Raw genomic sequence first — 15,209 nt, 5'->3', positions numbered from 1 at the left:
TCACACGGCCCGGCGCCAGCCCGGCCCACCCGCTGCCCGTCGCGCCCCATGGCGCCACCACAGACCCATGACCGAACCCCAAGAACTCCCCTTCCTCTCCCGCCTCTCCCTGGCCATCGGCAGCTTCTTCGCCCTGCTGGGTGACGGCCGCCTCGCCGCGCGCGTGCAGGCGCTGCGCAGCGGCGCGCCGCTGGCCAGCGAAGTGCCGCCACCCGCTCCCGCACCGGCCCCCGTGCAGGCGCCCCCGCCCCCGCCGCCCGCCCCGGTGCCGGCCCCCACGCCCGTGCGCGCCACCGCCAATGTCGATGCCGCCCTGCAGCTGCTGGCCCTCCTGCAGCGCGAATCGCGCTTCGTCGATTTCCTGCAGGAAGACATCGGCGCCTATTCCGATGCCGACGTGGGCGCCGCCGCGCGCCTGCTGCACGGCGGCGCGCGCAAGGTGCTGCAGGACACCTTCGATCTCGAACCCGTGCGCACCGAAGCCGAAGGCAGCCGCCTGACGCTGCCGACCGGCTTCGACGCCGCCACCGTGCGCGTCACCGGCAACGTGGTCGGCCAGCCGCCGTTCACCGGCACCCTGCAGCACAAGGGCTGGCACGCCACCGCCGTGCGCCTGCCCGCCCTCACCGAAGGGCACGATACCCGCGTGATCGCCCCCGCGGAGGTCGAACTGTGAGCCCAGCGAAATACGCCATCGGCATCGACCTCGGCACCACGCACAGCGCGCTCTCCTGGGTCGATCTGCACAGCGAGGGCGCGGCGCCCGAGATCCTGCCCGTCGCCCAGCAGAGCGGTCCCGGCGCCGTGCAGGACTATTCCCTGCTGCCCTCCTTCCTCTACGTGCCGCACGACAGCGAATTCGCGCCCGGCGACCTGGCCCTGCCCTGGAACGCCGCGCCCGGCCGCATCACCGGCGAGTGGGCCCGCAGCCACGGCGCGCTGACGCCGATCCGCCTCGTCTCCAGCGCCAAGAGCTGGCTCGGCCATGCCGGCGTGGACCGCCGCGCCGGCATCCTGCCGGCCGACGCGCCCCCCGAGATCGAGCGCATTTCGCCGCTGGCCGCCAGCACGCACTACCTGCAGCACCTGCGCGACGCCTGGAACCACCGCCACCCCGAGGCGCCGTTCGAGCAGCAGTCCGTCACCGTCACCATCCCCGCATCGTTCGACCCGGCCGCGCGCGAGCTCACGGCCGAGGCCGCCCAGGCCGCCGGCTACCACGGCATCACCCTGCTGGAAGAACCCCAGGCCGCGCTCTACAGCTGGATCGCCGGCAGCGCGGGCGACTGGCGCAAGCAGGTGCAGGTGGGCGACGTGATCCTCGTCGTCGATGTCGGCGGCGGCACCAGCGACTTCTCGCTCATCGCCGTCACCGAAGACGCCGGCAACCTGCAGCTCCACCGCGTGGCCGTGGGCGAGCACATCCTGCTCGGCGGCGACAACATGGACCTGGCCCTGGCGCACGGAGTCGCGCGCGGCCTGGCCGCCGAAGGCAAGCAGCTCGACCCCTGGCAGATGCGCGCGCTCACCTACGCCTGCCGCCTGGCGAAAGAACAGCTTCTCAGCGAACCCGGCCTGCAGAGCGTGCCCCTGGTCGTGCCCAGCCGCGGCTCCAAACTCATCGGCGGCTCCATCCGCACCGAGCTGCAGCGCGAGCTGCTTTCCACCATCCTGCTCGAAGGCTTCTTCCCGGCCGTCGAGAGCAGCGCCCGGCCCGTCGCCCGGCCGCGCGCCGGCCTCACGCAGATCGGCCTGCCCTATGCGCAGGATGCCGCCGTCACCCGCCACCTCGCCGCGCTGCTGGGCCGCCAGGTCGGGGCCACGGCGCAGTTGGCGGGCTTTGCGCAGCCCGAGGGCGCGACGTTCCTGCACCCCACGGCCGTGCTGTTCAACGGCGGCGTGTTCAAGTCCGGACTGCTGACCGAACGCGTGCTCTCCACGCTCAACGCCTGGCTCACCGCCGACGGCGCGCCGCCCGCCCGCCTGCTGCAGGGCGCCGACATGGACCACGCCGTGGCGCGCGGCGCCGCCTACTACGGCCAGGTGCGCCAGGGCCGCGGCATCCGCATCCGCGGCGGCACGGCCCAGGCCTACTACGTCGGCATCGAATCCAGCATGCCCGCCGTGCCCGGCCTGGAGCCGCCCGTGCAGGCCCTGTGCGTCGCGCCCTTCGGCATGGAGGAAGGCTCCGAGGCGCCGCTGCCGCCGCAGCAACTGGGCCTCGTGGTCGGCGAATCCGTGCGCTTCCGCTTCTTCGGATCGTCCGTGCGGCGCGACGACCAGCCCGGCACCCTGCTGGATTTCTGGTCGCCCGAAGAGCTGCAGGAACTCGCGCAAATCGAAGCCACGCTGCCCGCCGAAGGCCGCGCCGCGGGCGAGGTCGTGCCCGTGCAGCTGCGCGCGCGCGTGACCGACATCGGCACGCTGGAACTGCTGGCCGAGGCATCCGGCGGCGCGCAGTGGAAGGTGGAGTTCGACGTCCGCGACGCGTGATGGCGCCCGCCTTCCGCATCGGCATCGACCTGGGCACGACCCACACCGTGCTCGCGTTCGCGCCCCTGGGCGCGGACGACATCCAGGTCTTTTCGATCCCGCAGAGCATCGCGGCCGGCGAAGTAGCGCCAAGGCCCCTGCTGCCCTCGCTGCGCTTCCATCCGGCCGAAGGCGCGCTCGCGCAGGCCGACCTGCCCCTGCCCTGGCCGTCCCAGGAGCCCGCCATCCTCGGCGCCTTCGCGCGCGAACTCGGCCAGCAGACGCCCGGCCGGCTCGTGGCCAGCGCCAAGAGCTGGCTGTCGCATCCCGCCGTGGACCGCACCGCCGCCATCCTGCCCTGGGGCGCGCCCCATGGGGTGCCCAAGGTCTCCCCGCTGGAGGCCAGCGCCAGCGTCCTGCGCCACCTGCGCCACGCCTGGGACCACGCCCACCCCGACGCACCGCTCGCCCAGCAGCCCACCGTGCTCACCGTGCCCGCTTCGTTCGACGAAGGCGCGCGCCAGCTCACCCTGCAGGCCGCCGCGCTCGCCGGCCTGGGAGCCGTCCACCTCATCGAAGAACCGCAGGCCGCGTTCTACGACTGGGTCTTCGCCCACCGCGCCGACCTGGCCAATCAACTCGCCCACACGCGCCGCCTGCTCGTGGTCGATGTAGGCGGCGGCACCACCGACCTGACCCTGATCGACGTCACGCTGGACGCCGCCGGCCAGCCCCAGCTTGCCCGCACCGGCGTGGGCGACCACCTCGTGCTCGGCGGCGACAACATGGACCTCGCGCTCGCGCGCTGGATCGAGCCGCGGCTGTCGGGCGGACCGGCGGGCCAACCCGGCCAAACGGGCCAGCCCGCGAACGCCCCGCTCTCGGCCATCCAGCTCGCGCAGCTCACCCAGCGCTGCCGCAGCGCCAAGGAGCGCCTGCTCGCCACGGACGGCCCCGCGGAGACCACCGTCACGCTCCAGGGCAGCGGCAGCCGGCTGATCGGCGGCGCGCGCTCCGCCACCCTCACGCGCGCCGACGTGGACCGGCTGCTGGTCGAAGGCTTCTTCCCGCGGGTGGCTGCCGATGCGCAGCCCCTGCGCGCCCGTAGCGCCCTCGTCGAATTCGGCCTGCCCTACGCCCACGACGCCGCCATCACCCGCCACATCGCCGCCTTCCTGCAGCGCCAGGGCGGCGCCCTGCCCGACACCGTGCTGCTCAATGGCGGTGTGTTCCACGCCCGGGCCCTGCGCGACCGCCTGCTCGCCGCCCTGCGCGGCTGGCAGCCCGCCGGTGCTCCGCCCATCCGCCTGCTGGAGGTCGATGCCCCCCGACTCGACGCCGCCGTCGCGCGCGGCGCCGTCGCCTACGCCATGGCCCGCGCCGGCAGCGCGCCCCGCATCCGCAGCAGCGCGGCCCGCGCCTACTACCTCGCGCTCGATGGCGGCCAGGGCGTCTGCGTGCTGCCGCACGGCACGCCCGAAGGCGACACCGTCCGGCTCGCGGACCGGCGCTTCCGCCTGCGCCTCGGCCGGCCCGTGCGCTTCAACCTGGCCACCAGCGCCACCGATCGCCACCACGGTGCGGGGGATCTCGTGGACTTGCAGGACGGCGACGAAGGCCTCCAGTGCCTGCCGCCCATCGCCACCGTGCTGCCCAAAACGCAGGCTGGCGGTGCCGCACAGGTCGAGGTGCAGCTCGAAGCCCGCATCACCGACGTCGGCACGCTGGAAATGCACTGCGTGGCCGTGAACGCCCCGCATCCCCAGCGCTGGCAACTCGAATTCCAGCTGCGCGGCGATGCGGCCACGCAGGATGTGCATGACGATGGCGATGCAGGTGCCGATGCGCATGCCGGAACCAAGCCCCCTTCCGCCACATCCCCAACCAAGGCCACAGCCATTCATCCCCGCCTGCCCGAAGCCCTCGCCGCCATCGACCGCGTCTATGGCGGCAAGAAGCAACAGGGCGTGGACGCCAGGGAAGTCCGCCAGCTGCGCGCCACCCTGGAGCGCCTGCTCGGCGACCGCGCCACCTGGGCCACGCCGCTATTGCGCACCCTCTTCGGCGCCCTGCTGCAGCGCGCCAAACACCGCCGCCGCTCCGCCCAGCACGAACGCACCTGGTTCAACCTCGTCGGCTTCACCCTGCGCCCCGGTTTCGGCGACCCGCTCGACGGCTGGCGCATGCAGCAGATGTGGGAGCTGTTCGGCCCCGGCATCGCCCACAGCGACGACAGCCAGCAATGGTCCGAATGGTGGACCCTCTGGCGCCGCACCGCGGGCGGCCTGGATGCCGAACAGCAGCAGATGGTCTACGACGTCATCGCCTACTACCTGCAGCCCCCCGGCGGCACCGACATCCCCGCGCCCGACGGCCCGCGCATGCAGGCGCCAGACGAACTCCTGCGCATGGCGGCCTCGTTCGAACGCATCCAGCCGGCCGACAAGGCACAGTTCGGCGGCTGGCTGCTGCAGCGGCTGAAGCAACAACAGCGACAGCAGCAACCGCAACGCCCCACGGCCGAACTCTGGTGGGCCCTGGGCCGCCTGGGCGCGCGCCAGCCGCTGTACGCCAGCGTGCACCATGTGCTGCCCCCCGCCACCGTGCAGGGCTGGCTCGCACAGATCGAGGCCGACATCGCGCCGGACTGGGCGCGGCACGAGGCCGCGGCCTTCGCCGTGGCACAGATCGCGCAGGCCACGGGGGACCGGGCGCGGGATCTGCCGGAGGAGGTTCGCCTGCAGATTGCTGCGCAGCTGGAGGCGGCCCATGCCGCGCCGGGCTGGGTGGCGATGGTGCGGGAGGTGACGGTGCTGGATGAGGCGGACCAGCGGCGGGTGTTCGGGGAGGCGTTGCCGCCGGGGCTGGTGTTGGTGCGCGGGTGATCGGGAACGGCAGGCGCCGCGCGCTACCGTTATCGGGCTGCGTTGCTCTGCCCGCCGGGTCTATTCGCGGATGACGAACTCGAAGACTCGCCTGGTCCGGGCATAGGTCTCTCGGGTCTGCTACAGCACGTCGTTCAACACGGCAAAAACGTCAGTATTTCCTGAGCGGCCTCACCATGCTTTTTATGTGCGACAGAAGCTCAAACCTAAACGGTGGCGCGGTTCGCGCCTTCAAAGCGGCAGCTTACTGCAGTACATTTGCAGCACCGCCATGAGGACGCCATGACAGCAAGTAAGACCGCCACGCTCACGCTGCGCATAGAGCCCGGGATCAAGCAAGCGCTGCAGCGCGCCGCCGAACTTGAGCACCGTTCCATCGCCAACATGGTAGAGGTGCTGATCCGGGAACACTGCAGGGTCAAGGGCATCACTACGGGCGAAGCCACCAACAACAAGCGTGTGGCTAAAGGAGCCACTTTGTGATCAACACGGTTAGCCAAGCATGCCGTTTCAAGACGGCTATCTACGAGTAACGAACTGTGCTTGGAGTTTAGCTACATGACTATGAACGCGGACTACCTCGACTCGCACGAGCGGCACCTTACGGATGCTGACCTCCTGCATGCCAGCAGCCTGTGGGCCAATGCGGATCATCTCTATGGTATGGCGGCGGAGTGCGGATTAAAGCGGATCATGCAGGCATTCGGAATGCCACTCAAATCAACTACGGGCAGCCCGCAGCAGAGAGCAGACTGGGTTCATGCCGACGGCATCTGGGCGCGCTTCGAGAGCTACCGTTCTGGGCACCACCAGGGTGCTGCCTATGTCCTGCCGAAGACAAGCCCGTTTAGTGATTGGGATGTATCACAGAGGTATGCGCATCGATCGAACTTCGACCAGACGCGTGCCGACTCGCATCGGACCGGCGCCAACGTCGTGCGAACACTCATCCAAAAGGCAAAACTAGAGGGGTTGTGCTGACATGGCATCTTTTGATCAGATCCTTCCGGTTACTACCCAAGTTCTTAACGCGCATGCAGCGGCAGTCAGCCAAATTTCCTGGCTGCTGGTCAATCGCGATCTGAATGGCCGCGTGAGATTGATCGCACCGGTTTCGCTGATGGATGACTCGGCGAAGTTCATTGAGCTCCAGGCGCTGTATCGGTCGCTGGCTGCAGAACTTGGCACACACGCGTACCCGCCCGACGAGGGCATTCTTTTTGAGGAGCACGCCGAGCACGCTTGCCAAGGGATCAACCCCTTCCCGCTCTCTGGCTTCAGCAATGTGAAAGTACTGGATCGCTTGGCAACGGATACGCGATGGGAAAACATTGCGAATGTGGCGGCTGGTGCGCCACGGTTCGTCTTCTTCTCGATCAAGGGGGGAGTCGGTCGCTCCACGGCTTTAGCAGCCAGCGCGTGGTCATTGGCCAGACAAGGAAAACGCGTGCTGGTGCTGGACCTTGATCTGGAGTCGCCAGGATTGTCCAGCGCGCTGCTGCCGGCCGAGCGACAGCCGACGTACGGGATCACCGATTGGCTGGTGGAAGACTTAGTCGAGAACGGCGACGACTTGCTTGCTGATATGTTTGCAACCAGCGACCTCGTGACGGCCGGCCCTATTTACTTGGTGCCCGCCCACGGTCGTGAGCCGGGCGAATACGTGTCAAAGCTGGGGCGAGTATGGATGCCCAAGGTCATGAGGCCCTCGGGGCGTCAATCGTGGTCTGAACGCTTGAATCGGCTGATCGACAGCCTTGAGAACCGGCACCGGCCAGATGTGATTTTGATTGACTCTCGGGCAGGCATAGACGAAGTCGCGGCGGCGTGTGTAACGGATCTCGGTGCGCACACGGTTTTCATGTTTGCCATACAGGGACAGCAGACTTGGACAGGTTATCAATCACTATTTGCTCACTGGCAACAGCGTGGTGTCATTCGCGACATCCGCAATCGTCTGCAACTCGTAGCGGGAATGGTGCCCGATGATGACCGTCGGACTGAGTATTTGGCGGCATTGAGGGCAGATGCGTACGCGCTGTTCGAGAGCACCTATGACGAGGTGGAGCCTGGCAAGGTCAGCGACTGGAATTTTGAAGAAGACGATGACAACGCTCCGCACTCGCCATTGGCGATACGTTGGAATCGCGGCTGGTATGGGCTGCTCAGCCTACAGCAACGGATGGTGCAGGTGGACGAGGCCGAGGTGGCCAATGTGTATGGTGCGCTATTGGACTTCTTTGGCCGCGCACTCAACACGGAGAGAGGCGAATGATTGACACAAAGCTCATTCGTGAGGCGATCCTAAAAGCACCTTTTGAACTTGACAACAAAGGCGAGGAACCTCATCCGGGAACACTTTACGTCCCAATGGCACATCGCAAAGCATTAGCGCGAGAAGCTACACTGGTAATCGGCGCGCGTGGCGTGGGGAAGTCGTTCTGGACCTCGGCGCTGAGCAACGATACGCTCCGCCAGCAGCTTCGCGCTTCGGTGCATGACCTAGCAGACACTTCGGTCCGCATCGGTTTCGCGGTGAATTCAAACTTGGACGCCTATCCGGACCGAGGCACATTCCGCCAACTACTCAACCTCGGTCATGAGCCAGAATCAGTTTGGAACGGCGTCGTAGCGCGATGGCTAGCCGGAATTACCGGTGCGGCGATACCCAGGGCCTCGTGGGTAGAAACTGTGGAGTGGGTTGTGCAGAACCCCGAGTCGTTCGCGCGCAACGCCGAGACTGCCGACCAGCTCCTCGCCGCTCAGGGACAGTTCGGCTTGATCGTGTTTGACGCATTGGATCGCACAAGCACCGACTGGGACATGATGAACCTTATCGTGCGTGACCTGCTACAAGTTGCGTTATGGATGCGTGGCTTTTCGAGGCTTCGGGCCAAAGTGTTCCTGCGACCAGACCAGTTGGACCGCTCGAAGACCAGCTTCGTGGACGCATCCAAGCTTCTTCAGACAGACGTCAACCTGACCTGGGAACGCAGCGATCTTCACGCGATGATGTGGCAGCGCCTTATTAATGCCGACGCACATCACGGACAGTTGATGCGCGAACTGCTGTCCTCGGTACTACCGAGCAAGGATGCGCCAAAGAGGGAAGGGATGGCTTGGCAATTGCCAGCATCGCTGGCTACAGAAGCGCCTTACCAACGACGGTTGTTTGAACAGCTTGCGGGCGACAAAATGGGGAGAGACGCTAGGCGTGGGGTGCCCTACGTGTGGAGTGTTAGCCACCTAGCCGACGGACACGGCTGGACATCTCCACGATCATTTCTCGCGGCGATCTATGGGGCAGCCGAAGACAGCCAGCAACGCTACGCCGAACACCCATTGGCGCTGCACTACGAAAGCATTAAGCGAGGAATTCAGAAAGCCTCCCAGATTCGCGTAGAACAGGTCGCCGAGGACGATCCATGGGTGCCTGAGGTAATGGAGCCTCTTCGGGATCGAAATGTGCCCGCCGACTACGAAGTGATTCGCCAGCAATGGAACGGCGCATTTCCCAACGGCCCGGCCGACCTTCACTCTGTGCATCTCCCTCCACAGCATCGTGAAAAGGGATGGGACGGCGTGCGAATGGATCTTGAACGGCTTGGCATCTTCGTGACAAGAAAAGACAAGCGTGTGGACATGCCTGACTTGTACCGCGTGGGCTTTGGCTTAGGACGTAAGGGCGGCGTGAAACCGGGACACTGACTCGGTGCCGATTCGGCGGGTTTCGTCGCGCACATATCGGCTGGAGCCGCGAATTGGCCGCTGGTTCGTCATCTCCAGCACCATCACGCCAGCCATTAGCGAGGCATGAGTCGCCGCCGCAAGCTGGCGACCACGCCGCTAATGGCCAGCGCCTTGACCTGCGAGAGCACGATGCTGGCCACGGCGCCAACGAACAGCAAGGGCGTGGACACGCTGCCATGGCGCCGCAGGCAGAACTCAGCACCGCCGCGCATCATTACCTCGATCCAATGCCACAGGTGCCCGCCGCGCAGCCCCAAAGACGCCCCCGTTGTAGCCGTTGCCCTCAAACCTCGAGCACCGACCGCATTGCCCCCTCCTCCCTGCCCAATCTAGGCCCAACGACAATGCGGCATGCAGGCAAGACGCCGTGGGATGAATTCGCTCCAACTATGGCGGCCGAAGAAACTCCTGCTCAGATCAGTAATGTCCAATCTTCCCTCTCCCCTCCTCCACACCCTCCCCAACGGCGTCCGCCTCCTCGCCCTCCCCATGCCGCACGTGCAGAGCGCCAGCGTGGGCGTGTTCCTGCGCGTGGGCTCGCGCGACGAGACGCCGGACACCAACGGCATCAGCCACGTGCTGGAGCACATGGCGTTCAAGGGCACGGCCACGCGCTCGGTGCAGGCGATCAACCTCGATGCGGAGCGGCTGGGCGCGGACGTGAACGCCTACACGGGCAAGGACAGCACGGGCTACTTCATGACCGGGCTGGGCCAGCATGCGCTGCAGTTGCTGGGCATGACGGCGGACATCGTGCTGCACAGCACATTCCCCGAGGCCGAGCTGCAGCGCGAGCTGGACGTTATCCGGCAGGAGGCGATCGAGTACGACGAGGACCCGGAAGACAGCTCCAGCGATCTGCTGGACCGCGCGCTGTGGGGCGACGATCCCATGGGCATGCCGGTGATCGGCACGGTGGAAAACATCGAGGGCTTCACGCGCGATGACCTGGTGCGGCATGTGCAGCGGCACTACGTGGCCGGCAAGACCATCGTGGCGGCTGCGGGGAATTTCGATGTCGATGCGTGGATGCGGCGCGCAGGGGAGCTGTTCTCGGCGATGCCCGCCTCGCCGGCCGACGGTGCCGGATCGCAGCCGCCCGCGCCCGCTCCGCACGTCGGCCAGGCCGTGGCGCGGCGCTTCACGCAGGTGTCGCAGGTGTTCCTGAACATCGCCTATCCGCTCGGGACCTCGGGGCCGGAGGACATGGGCACGGGCACCGGAATGGCCATGCCGCCCCGGCGCTGGCGCCTGGCCGCGGCGCTGGCGGCCAACCTGTTCGGCGGTGGAATGTCGGCGCCCCTGGTCGATACGGTGCGCGAGCGGCTGGGCCTGGCCTATACGGCCGATGCCACGATCGACAGCGGCGATGCCTGGCTCAATTTCGTGGTGCATGCCGTCACCACGCCGGACAAGGTCGAAGAGCTGGTGCGTGCCACGGGCGAATTGCTGCATGCGCAGGCGGCCGCCATCGATCCGGTGCACCTGGAGCGCGCAAAGAACCAGCTCACGGTCTCGCGCGTGCGCGCCAGCGAGCGGCCCTTCGCGACGATGGAGCGGGCCGTGGAGGAGGTGTTCGCGCACGGCACCGTCACGCCGCTGGCCGACACGATCGCGCTGATCGGCGGCACCCGCGCGGACGAAGTGCGGGAGGTGTTCGCACGCATGCTCGCCCATCCGCCGGCGCTGTCGATCACGGGCAAGGGCGTGAGCGCGAAGTCCGCGCGATGGCTGGCGGCATCGCTGGCCGCGAGTGGCCGCCAGGCCGCATGACCGCACGGCCCAAAGGCATCACGGCAGGCCGCGCCGTCCATCCCCCGGTTCGCTCCCCTGCAGCGCCTTCCGTCGCACCACGCTGGCGCCACCGCGCGCGAGCCACCAGATTGGCGGCATGGACCTCCTGTACACGATCCTGAAGTTCGCGGTACTGACCGTGCTGGTCGCGTCCACCGCGGAGGCCGCCGTGCTGTCGCTGCGCGCGGCCGGGCCCCGGTACGACTGGCACGCGAGCGGGGTGTCGCTCATCGACTTCCTGGTGCGAGAGTACCCCCTGCGCTGGCTGCTGCCGCTCGCGTTCTGGAGCCAGGCGATGGACTGGCTCTACCAGCACCGGCTCTGGACGCTGCCCATGGACCACTGGACCGGATGGGCCGCCTGCTTCCTCGCCCAGGAGTTCTGCTACTACGGGTACCACCGCGCCGCGCACCGCGTGCGCTGGTTCTGGTGCACCCACGCGATCCACCATTCGCCGAACGACCTCAACCTGTCGGTCGCCTACCGCTTCGGCTGGACGGGCAAGCTCACCGGCACACTGCTGTTCTTCATGGCCGCGCCCCTGCTCGGCATGCCGCCGAAGGTGATCCTGGTCATGCTGTCGCTGAACCTGCTGTACCAGTTCTGGATCCACGCGACCTGGATCCCCCGGCTGGGCCCGCTCGAATGGATCCTGAACACGCCCTCGGCGCACCGAGTGCACCATGCGTCCAACCTCGAATACCTGGACGGCAACTACGGCGGCGTGCTGATCGTCTTCGACCGGCTGTTCGGCACCTACATCGCCGAGCGCCCCGACCTGCCGTGCCGCTACGGCCTCGTCCGCCCGGTCACGGGCTGCAACCTGCTGAAAATCGAGTTCGACCAGTGGCGCAGCCTGTGGCGGGACCTGCGCGGCGCACGCTCGGTGGCCGAGGCGCTGGGCTACCTGTTCAAGCCCCCGGGCTGGCACCCCTGCGGCGCAGGGGAAACCACGGAGGATCTGCGCCGTGCCGCGCTCAATGCACCGGCCGCCCCAGCCGCCGGCTCGCCCGAGAAATCGCGTAGTTCACCAGGCAGTACAGCGCCGCCACGATGAGGTACACCGGCACCAGCGAGTGGTAGTTGGCGATGAGCACCCGGGCGTTCTGCATCAGCTCGCCATAGGTGACGACATAGCCGAAGGTGGTGTCCTTCACCACGATCACCAGTTGCGCGACCAGGGCCGGCACGATGTAGCGCAGCGCCTGGGGGAACACGATGGCAAAGAACACCTGGGTTTCTTTCATGCCCAGGCTGCGCGCGGCATCGGTCTGGCCGCGCGGCACGGCGAGCACGCCCGAGCGATAGACCTCGGCCACCACGGCGGCGGTACTCAGCCCGATGGGCAGGGTCAGCATCCAGTAGGTACTCAGCTTGATGCCGACCGACGGCAGCACCAGGAAGCACACGTAGATGAGCAGCAGCGTGGGCGTGCCCCGCAGGAACTCGATGGCTGCGACCGCCGGCCAGCGCACGAGCCGGTACCGCGCCAGGCGCCCCGCCAGCAGCACCAGGCCGAGGGAGAGCGCGATGACCGCGGCCATCGCCGCCGAAGCCAGCGTGCCGAGCAGGCCCTTGGCCAGGAAGGTCCAGGTCGTCGGCCAGGCGAAGAATTTCCAGTAGCGGGCATCGAGCTGCCCGGCGGCATGGAAGCGGAGCGCGACGCCGGCCGCCAGCAGGAGCAGCACGCCCGCCGCGACCGCGCTCATCCCGCGGGTGAGGGTGCGGGCACGGGGGTTCGGCGCGCCGAACAGGATGTCTTCGAGGGACCGGTTCATCGCAGGATCCGCAGCTTCCGGTCCAGGGCGGCACCCGCCCAGGCGATGAGCAGCCCGGAGGCCACATACATCGCGGCCGCGACGGCGAACGCGGCCATGCCGGCGGCCGAGTCGGTCGCGATCTTGGAGACCAGCGTGGTGAGCTCCCGGCCCGGGAAGGGCACCTGCGACGCGAGCGAGGTGGACAGCATCAGCGCGATGAGCAGCGATGTCATCGGCTGCACCACGGAGCGCATTGCCTGGGGCAGCACCACCGACCAGATGATGCGCGCGGGCCGCATCCCCAGGCTGAGCGCGGCCTCGATCTGCCCGCCGGGGATGGTGTTGACGCCCGAGCGCACGTAGTCCGCCGTGAACGCGGAGCAGACCAGCACCAGCGTCAGGACCACGCTGGGCTCGTAGTCGATCACGAACTCGAGATCGGGCAGCGCGAACACGATGAAGATCAGCAGCGCCACGCCGGGGATGTTGCGGAAGGTCTCGACGTAGAGGGTGAGCACCCAGCGCAGCGGCGGCAGCGGAAAGAGCCGCAGCATCGCCACCGCCATGCCCAGCAGCACGCCCGGCACGAACGACAGCGCGGTGAGCTTCCAGGTCAGCAAAAGGGCCTGCCAGAAGGCAGGCCCGTGGTCGGCCAGGAGCTTGGCAACCTCGCCCATCGGTGATTCAAGGCAGCGCGGGCGGAGTCGGGACGGCCGTGCTGCCGGTGCGCTGGCCGATGGCGATCGTCCAGAGCTTCGCCCAGGTGCCGTCGGCCTCGATCTTCTTCAGGAACGCGTTCACGAAGGCCACGCCGTCCGAGCCCTTGGGCAGGCCGATGCCGTACGGGTCCTGCGCGCCGAAGGGGGCTCCCGCGAGCTTCGCGTCGGCGGTGCCGAGGCTCAGGGTGTTGAGCAGCAGCGTGTAGTCGGTCACGTAGGCATCCACGCGCCCCTGGCGCAACCCGTCGAGGGCCTCCTGGTGCGTCTGGAACTCCTGCACGGTGCTTTTGGGCGCGAACTGCGCGAGGATCGCCGGCCCCGTGGAGCCGGCCTGCGTGGCGACCTTCTTGCCGCCCAGGTCGTTGACCGACTGGATCGCCTTGTTGTTCGACTTGACCAGCACCCCGGCCTGCGAGGTGTAGTACGGGCCCGCGAACGAGATCTTCTCGGCGCGCGCCGGGGTGATGGAGTAGGTGGCCAGCACCATGTCCACCTGGCCGTTGATGAGCACCTGCTCGCGCGTGGACGAGTTCACCTGCGTGAACTGGACCTTGGACGCGTCGCCCAGGATGTAGCGCGTGAGGAGCTGCGCCAGGCCCGCGTCGAAGCCGCGCATCCTGCCGTCCTTCTCGTTCAGCAGCGAGAACAGGTTCGAGGTCTGGGTGCCGCCCAGGCGCAGCGTGCCGGCCTGTTTGATCTTGCCGGCCCAGGGGCTCGCGGCGATGGTCTCGGCGCTGGCGACGGGGCCCTGCGCCACCAGCGCGTCGAACGCCGCGGCATCGATGGGCGTGCCCTGGGCGGATGCCGCGCCGCTGCCGGCGATCGCCAGCGCGGCCACGGTGGATTTCAGGAGGGATTTGATCGACATGGGCATGCGGTCCTCTGGATGTGGGTTGCTCGGGGCAATGTATAGCATGGGGAATGCCCGTCCATGGAAACCTCGCGCCTGCGCGTCCTACATGACACCGGGAAATCCGACGACATGCTTTCTCAGAGCGTGTTATGAACTTTGCTTCCTGAGCGCGGAGCCGAGGGTAGAGTTTGCAGATGCCCCGCAAGCCCTACCCGACAGATGTCAGCGGCGAAGAATGGGGCTTCGCTGCACCCTACCTGACCCTGATGGACCAGCGCGCGCCCCAGCGCGAGCACGATCTGCGCGAAGTTTTCAATGCCCTGCGCTGGCTGGTGCGCGCAGGAGTGCACTGGCGGATGCTGCCCAACGATCTGCCGCCCTGGGAGGCGGTCTACCAGCAGATCCGCCGATGGCTGGACGCGGGCTGCTTCGAGGCGATGGTCTCGGACCTGCGCTCCATCATGCGCGTGGCACAGGGGCGCCAGGGTCAGCCCAGCGCCATGGTGATGAACGGGCGCACATTGCAATCGAGTTGCGAGAGCGGCCCGCGCGCGGGCTACGACGGCTACAACGCAAACGCGGCAGCAAGGTACATATGGCCGTGGACACGCTGGGCCACCTGCTGGCGGTGCATGTCACGCCGGCAGACGAACAGGAGCGTGCGCAGGTGCAGCGCCCGTGCGAGGACGTACAGCAGGCCACGGGCCACACGGTACAACTGGCTTGGGCCGACCAGGGCTAGACGGGCGACACCGCATCCAAGGCGGCGCAGGACAATGGAATTGACCTGCAGATCGTGAAGCTGCCCGAGGCCAAGAAGGGCTTTGTGCTGCTGCCGCGCCGCTGGGTGGTGGAGAGAAGCTTCGGCTGGCTGGCGAGGTTTCGCAGGCTCTCTCGGGACTACGAGCGGCTACCCGAAGTGCTCGGCGGGTTGCATTTCCTGGTGTTTGCGGTGCTCATGTTGCCCGCCGCCGCG

13 protein-coding genes and 1 pseudogene are annotated in these 15,209 nt (G+C 67.6%); 10 read left to right on the top strand and 4 right to left on the bottom strand.

Annotated elements, in window-relative coordinates; all coding sequences use genetic code 11:
- Nucleotides 1-67: 67 nt before the first annotated feature.
- The 7 genes from BLR05_RS01605 to BLR05_RS01575 all read left to right on the top strand — a co-directional run bounded on the left by BLR05_RS01605 (nucleotide 68) and on the right by BLR05_RS01575 (nucleotide 9,065).
- Complete coding sequence (locus BLR05_RS01605) at nucleotides 68-676, top strand: DUF2760 domain-containing protein (RefSeq protein ID WP_092831967.1); 609 nt, start codon at nucleotides 68-70, stop codon at nucleotides 674-676.
- A complete protein-coding gene (locus BLR05_RS01600) occupies nucleotides 673-2,493 on the top strand; it encodes an Hsp70 family protein (RefSeq protein ID WP_092831966.1) in 1,821 nt (606 codons plus the stop codon). Before BLR05_RS01605 ends, BLR05_RS01600 begins: the two co-directional genes overlap by 4 nt.
- Nucleotides 2,493-5,357, top strand: coding sequence for an Hsp70 family protein (locus tag BLR05_RS01595; RefSeq protein ID WP_092831965.1), 2,865 nt, complete (start codon nucleotides 2,493-2,495; stop codon nucleotides 5,355-5,357). The genes BLR05_RS01600 and BLR05_RS01595 overlap by 1 nt, the downstream gene beginning before the upstream one ends.
- Nucleotides 5,358-5,639: 282 nt before the next feature.
- Nucleotides 5,640-5,840 (top strand): type II toxin-antitoxin system antitoxin, encoded by a 201-nt coding sequence (locus BLR05_RS01590; RefSeq protein WP_092832158.1) that lies wholly within the window; start codon nucleotides 5,640-5,642, stop codon nucleotides 5,838-5,840.
- Nucleotides 5,841-5,915: 75 nt separating this feature from the next.
- Complete coding sequence (locus BLR05_RS01585; protein ID WP_208605966.1) at nucleotides 5,916-6,338, top strand: hypothetical protein; 423 nt, start codon at nucleotides 5,916-5,918, stop codon at nucleotides 6,336-6,338.
- 1 nt (nucleotide 6,339) lies between these two features.
- Entirely contained in the window at nucleotides 6,340-7,632 is a 1,293-nt protein-coding gene (locus BLR05_RS01580; protein WP_092831964.1) for a KGGVGR-motif variant AAA ATPase, read from the top strand.
- A complete protein-coding gene (locus tag BLR05_RS01575) occupies nucleotides 7,629-9,065 on the top strand; it encodes a hypothetical protein (protein WP_092831963.1) in 1,437 nt (478 codons plus the stop codon). The genes BLR05_RS01580 and BLR05_RS01575 overlap by 4 nt, the downstream gene beginning before the upstream one ends.
- 95 nt (nucleotides 9,066-9,160) lie before the next feature.
- On the opposite strand, the gene BLR05_RS26430 is transcribed toward BLR05_RS01575, so the two are convergent.
- Nucleotides 9,161-9,319 carry a hypothetical protein gene (locus BLR05_RS26430; protein WP_167361172.1) on the bottom strand — a complete coding sequence of 53 codons (159 nt, stop codon included), beginning with the start codon at nucleotides 9,317-9,319 and terminating at the stop codon, nucleotides 9,161-9,163.
- A 211-nt stretch (nucleotides 9,320-9,530) separates the two neighbouring features.
- Here BLR05_RS26430 and BLR05_RS01570 point away from each other — a divergent pair, with 211 nt between their 5' ends.
- A complete protein-coding gene (locus tag BLR05_RS01570; protein WP_092831962.1) occupies nucleotides 9,531-10,880 on the top strand; it encodes a M16 family metallopeptidase in 1,350 nt (449 codons plus the stop codon).
- A gap of 118 nt (nucleotides 10,881-10,998) precedes the next feature.
- Nucleotides 10,999-11,958, top strand: a complete 960-nt coding sequence (locus tag BLR05_RS01565) for a sterol desaturase family protein (RefSeq protein ID WP_092831961.1) — start codon at nucleotides 10,999-11,001, stop codon at nucleotides 11,956-11,958.
- On the opposite strand, the gene BLR05_RS01560 is transcribed toward BLR05_RS01565, so the two are convergent.
- The 3 genes from BLR05_RS01560 to BLR05_RS01550 are packed head-to-tail and all read right to left on the bottom strand — an operon-like array spanning nucleotide 11,879 to nucleotide 14,248.
- Complete coding sequence (locus BLR05_RS01560; protein ID WP_092831960.1) at nucleotides 11,879-12,679, bottom strand: amino acid ABC transporter permease; 801 nt, start codon at nucleotides 12,677-12,679, stop codon at nucleotides 11,879-11,881. The two genes, BLR05_RS01565 and BLR05_RS01560, sit on opposite strands and share 80 nt — an antisense overlap.
- A complete protein-coding gene (locus BLR05_RS01555; protein ID WP_092831959.1) occupies nucleotides 12,676-13,338 on the bottom strand; it encodes an amino acid ABC transporter permease in 663 nt (220 codons plus the stop codon). The genes BLR05_RS01560 and BLR05_RS01555 overlap by 4 nt, the downstream gene beginning before the upstream one ends.
- Before the next feature lie 7 nt (nucleotides 13,339-13,345).
- Entirely contained in the window at nucleotides 13,346-14,248 is a 903-nt protein-coding gene (locus BLR05_RS01550; protein ID WP_092832156.1) for a glutamate ABC transporter substrate-binding protein, read from the bottom strand.
- A 179-nt stretch (nucleotides 14,249-14,427) separates the two neighbouring features.
- Here BLR05_RS01550 and BLR05_RS01545 point away from each other — a divergent pair.
- A pseudogene (locus BLR05_RS01545) lies at nucleotides 14,428-15,209 on the top strand (IS5 family transposase); the annotation flags it as partial.

The sequence above is a fragment of the Paracidovorax cattleyae genome (genome assembly GCF_900104515.1).
GTDB lineage: Bacteria > Pseudomonadota > Gammaproteobacteria > Burkholderiales > Burkholderiaceae_C > Paracidovorax > Paracidovorax cattleyae.
This window is presented reverse-complemented; position numbering and strand designations above follow the sequence as displayed.

What these genes read in the sequence shown, in the direction of transcription:
- BLR05_RS01605 (WP_092831967.1), top strand. Translation starts at nt 68, where the DNA reads ATGACCGAACCCCAAGAACTCCCCTTCCTCTCCCGCCTCTCCCTGGCC.
- BLR05_RS01595 (WP_092831965.1), top strand. Translation starts at nt 2,493, where the DNA reads ATGGCGCCCGCCTTCCGCATCGGCATCGACCTGGGCACGACCCACACC.
- BLR05_RS01590 (WP_092832158.1), top strand. Translation starts at nt 5,640, where the DNA reads ATGACAGCAAGTAAGACCGCCACGCTCACGCTGCGCATAGAGCCCGGG.
- BLR05_RS01585 (WP_208605966.1), top strand. Translation starts at nt 5,916, where the DNA reads ATGACTATGAACGCGGACTACCTCGACTCGCACGAGCGGCACCTTACG.
- BLR05_RS01580 (WP_092831964.1), top strand. Translation starts at nt 6,340, where the DNA reads ATGGCATCTTTTGATCAGATCCTTCCGGTTACTACCCAAGTTCTTAAC.
- BLR05_RS01575 (WP_092831963.1), top strand. Translation starts at nt 7,629, where the DNA reads ATGATTGACACAAAGCTCATTCGTGAGGCGATCCTAAAAGCACCTTTT.
- BLR05_RS26430 (WP_167361172.1), bottom strand. Translation starts at nt 9,319, where the DNA reads ATGCGCGGCGGTGCTGAGTTCTGCCTGCGGCGCCATGGCAGCGTGTCC.
- BLR05_RS01570 (WP_092831962.1), top strand. Translation starts at nt 9,531, where the DNA reads ATGTCCAATCTTCCCTCTCCCCTCCTCCACACCCTCCCCAACGGCGTC.
- BLR05_RS01565 (WP_092831961.1), top strand. Translation starts at nt 10,999, where the DNA reads ATGGACCTCCTGTACACGATCCTGAAGTTCGCGGTACTGACCGTGCTG.
- BLR05_RS01560 (WP_092831960.1), bottom strand. Translation starts at nt 12,679, where the DNA reads ATGAACCGGTCCCTCGAAGACATCCTGTTCGGCGCGCCGAACCCCCGT.
- BLR05_RS01555 (WP_092831959.1), bottom strand. Translation starts at nt 13,338, where the DNA reads ATGGGCGAGGTTGCCAAGCTCCTGGCCGACCACGGGCCTGCCTTCTGG.
- BLR05_RS01550 (WP_092832156.1), bottom strand. Translation starts at nt 14,248, where the DNA reads ATGTCGATCAAATCCCTCCTGAAATCCACCGTGGCCGCGCTGGCGATC.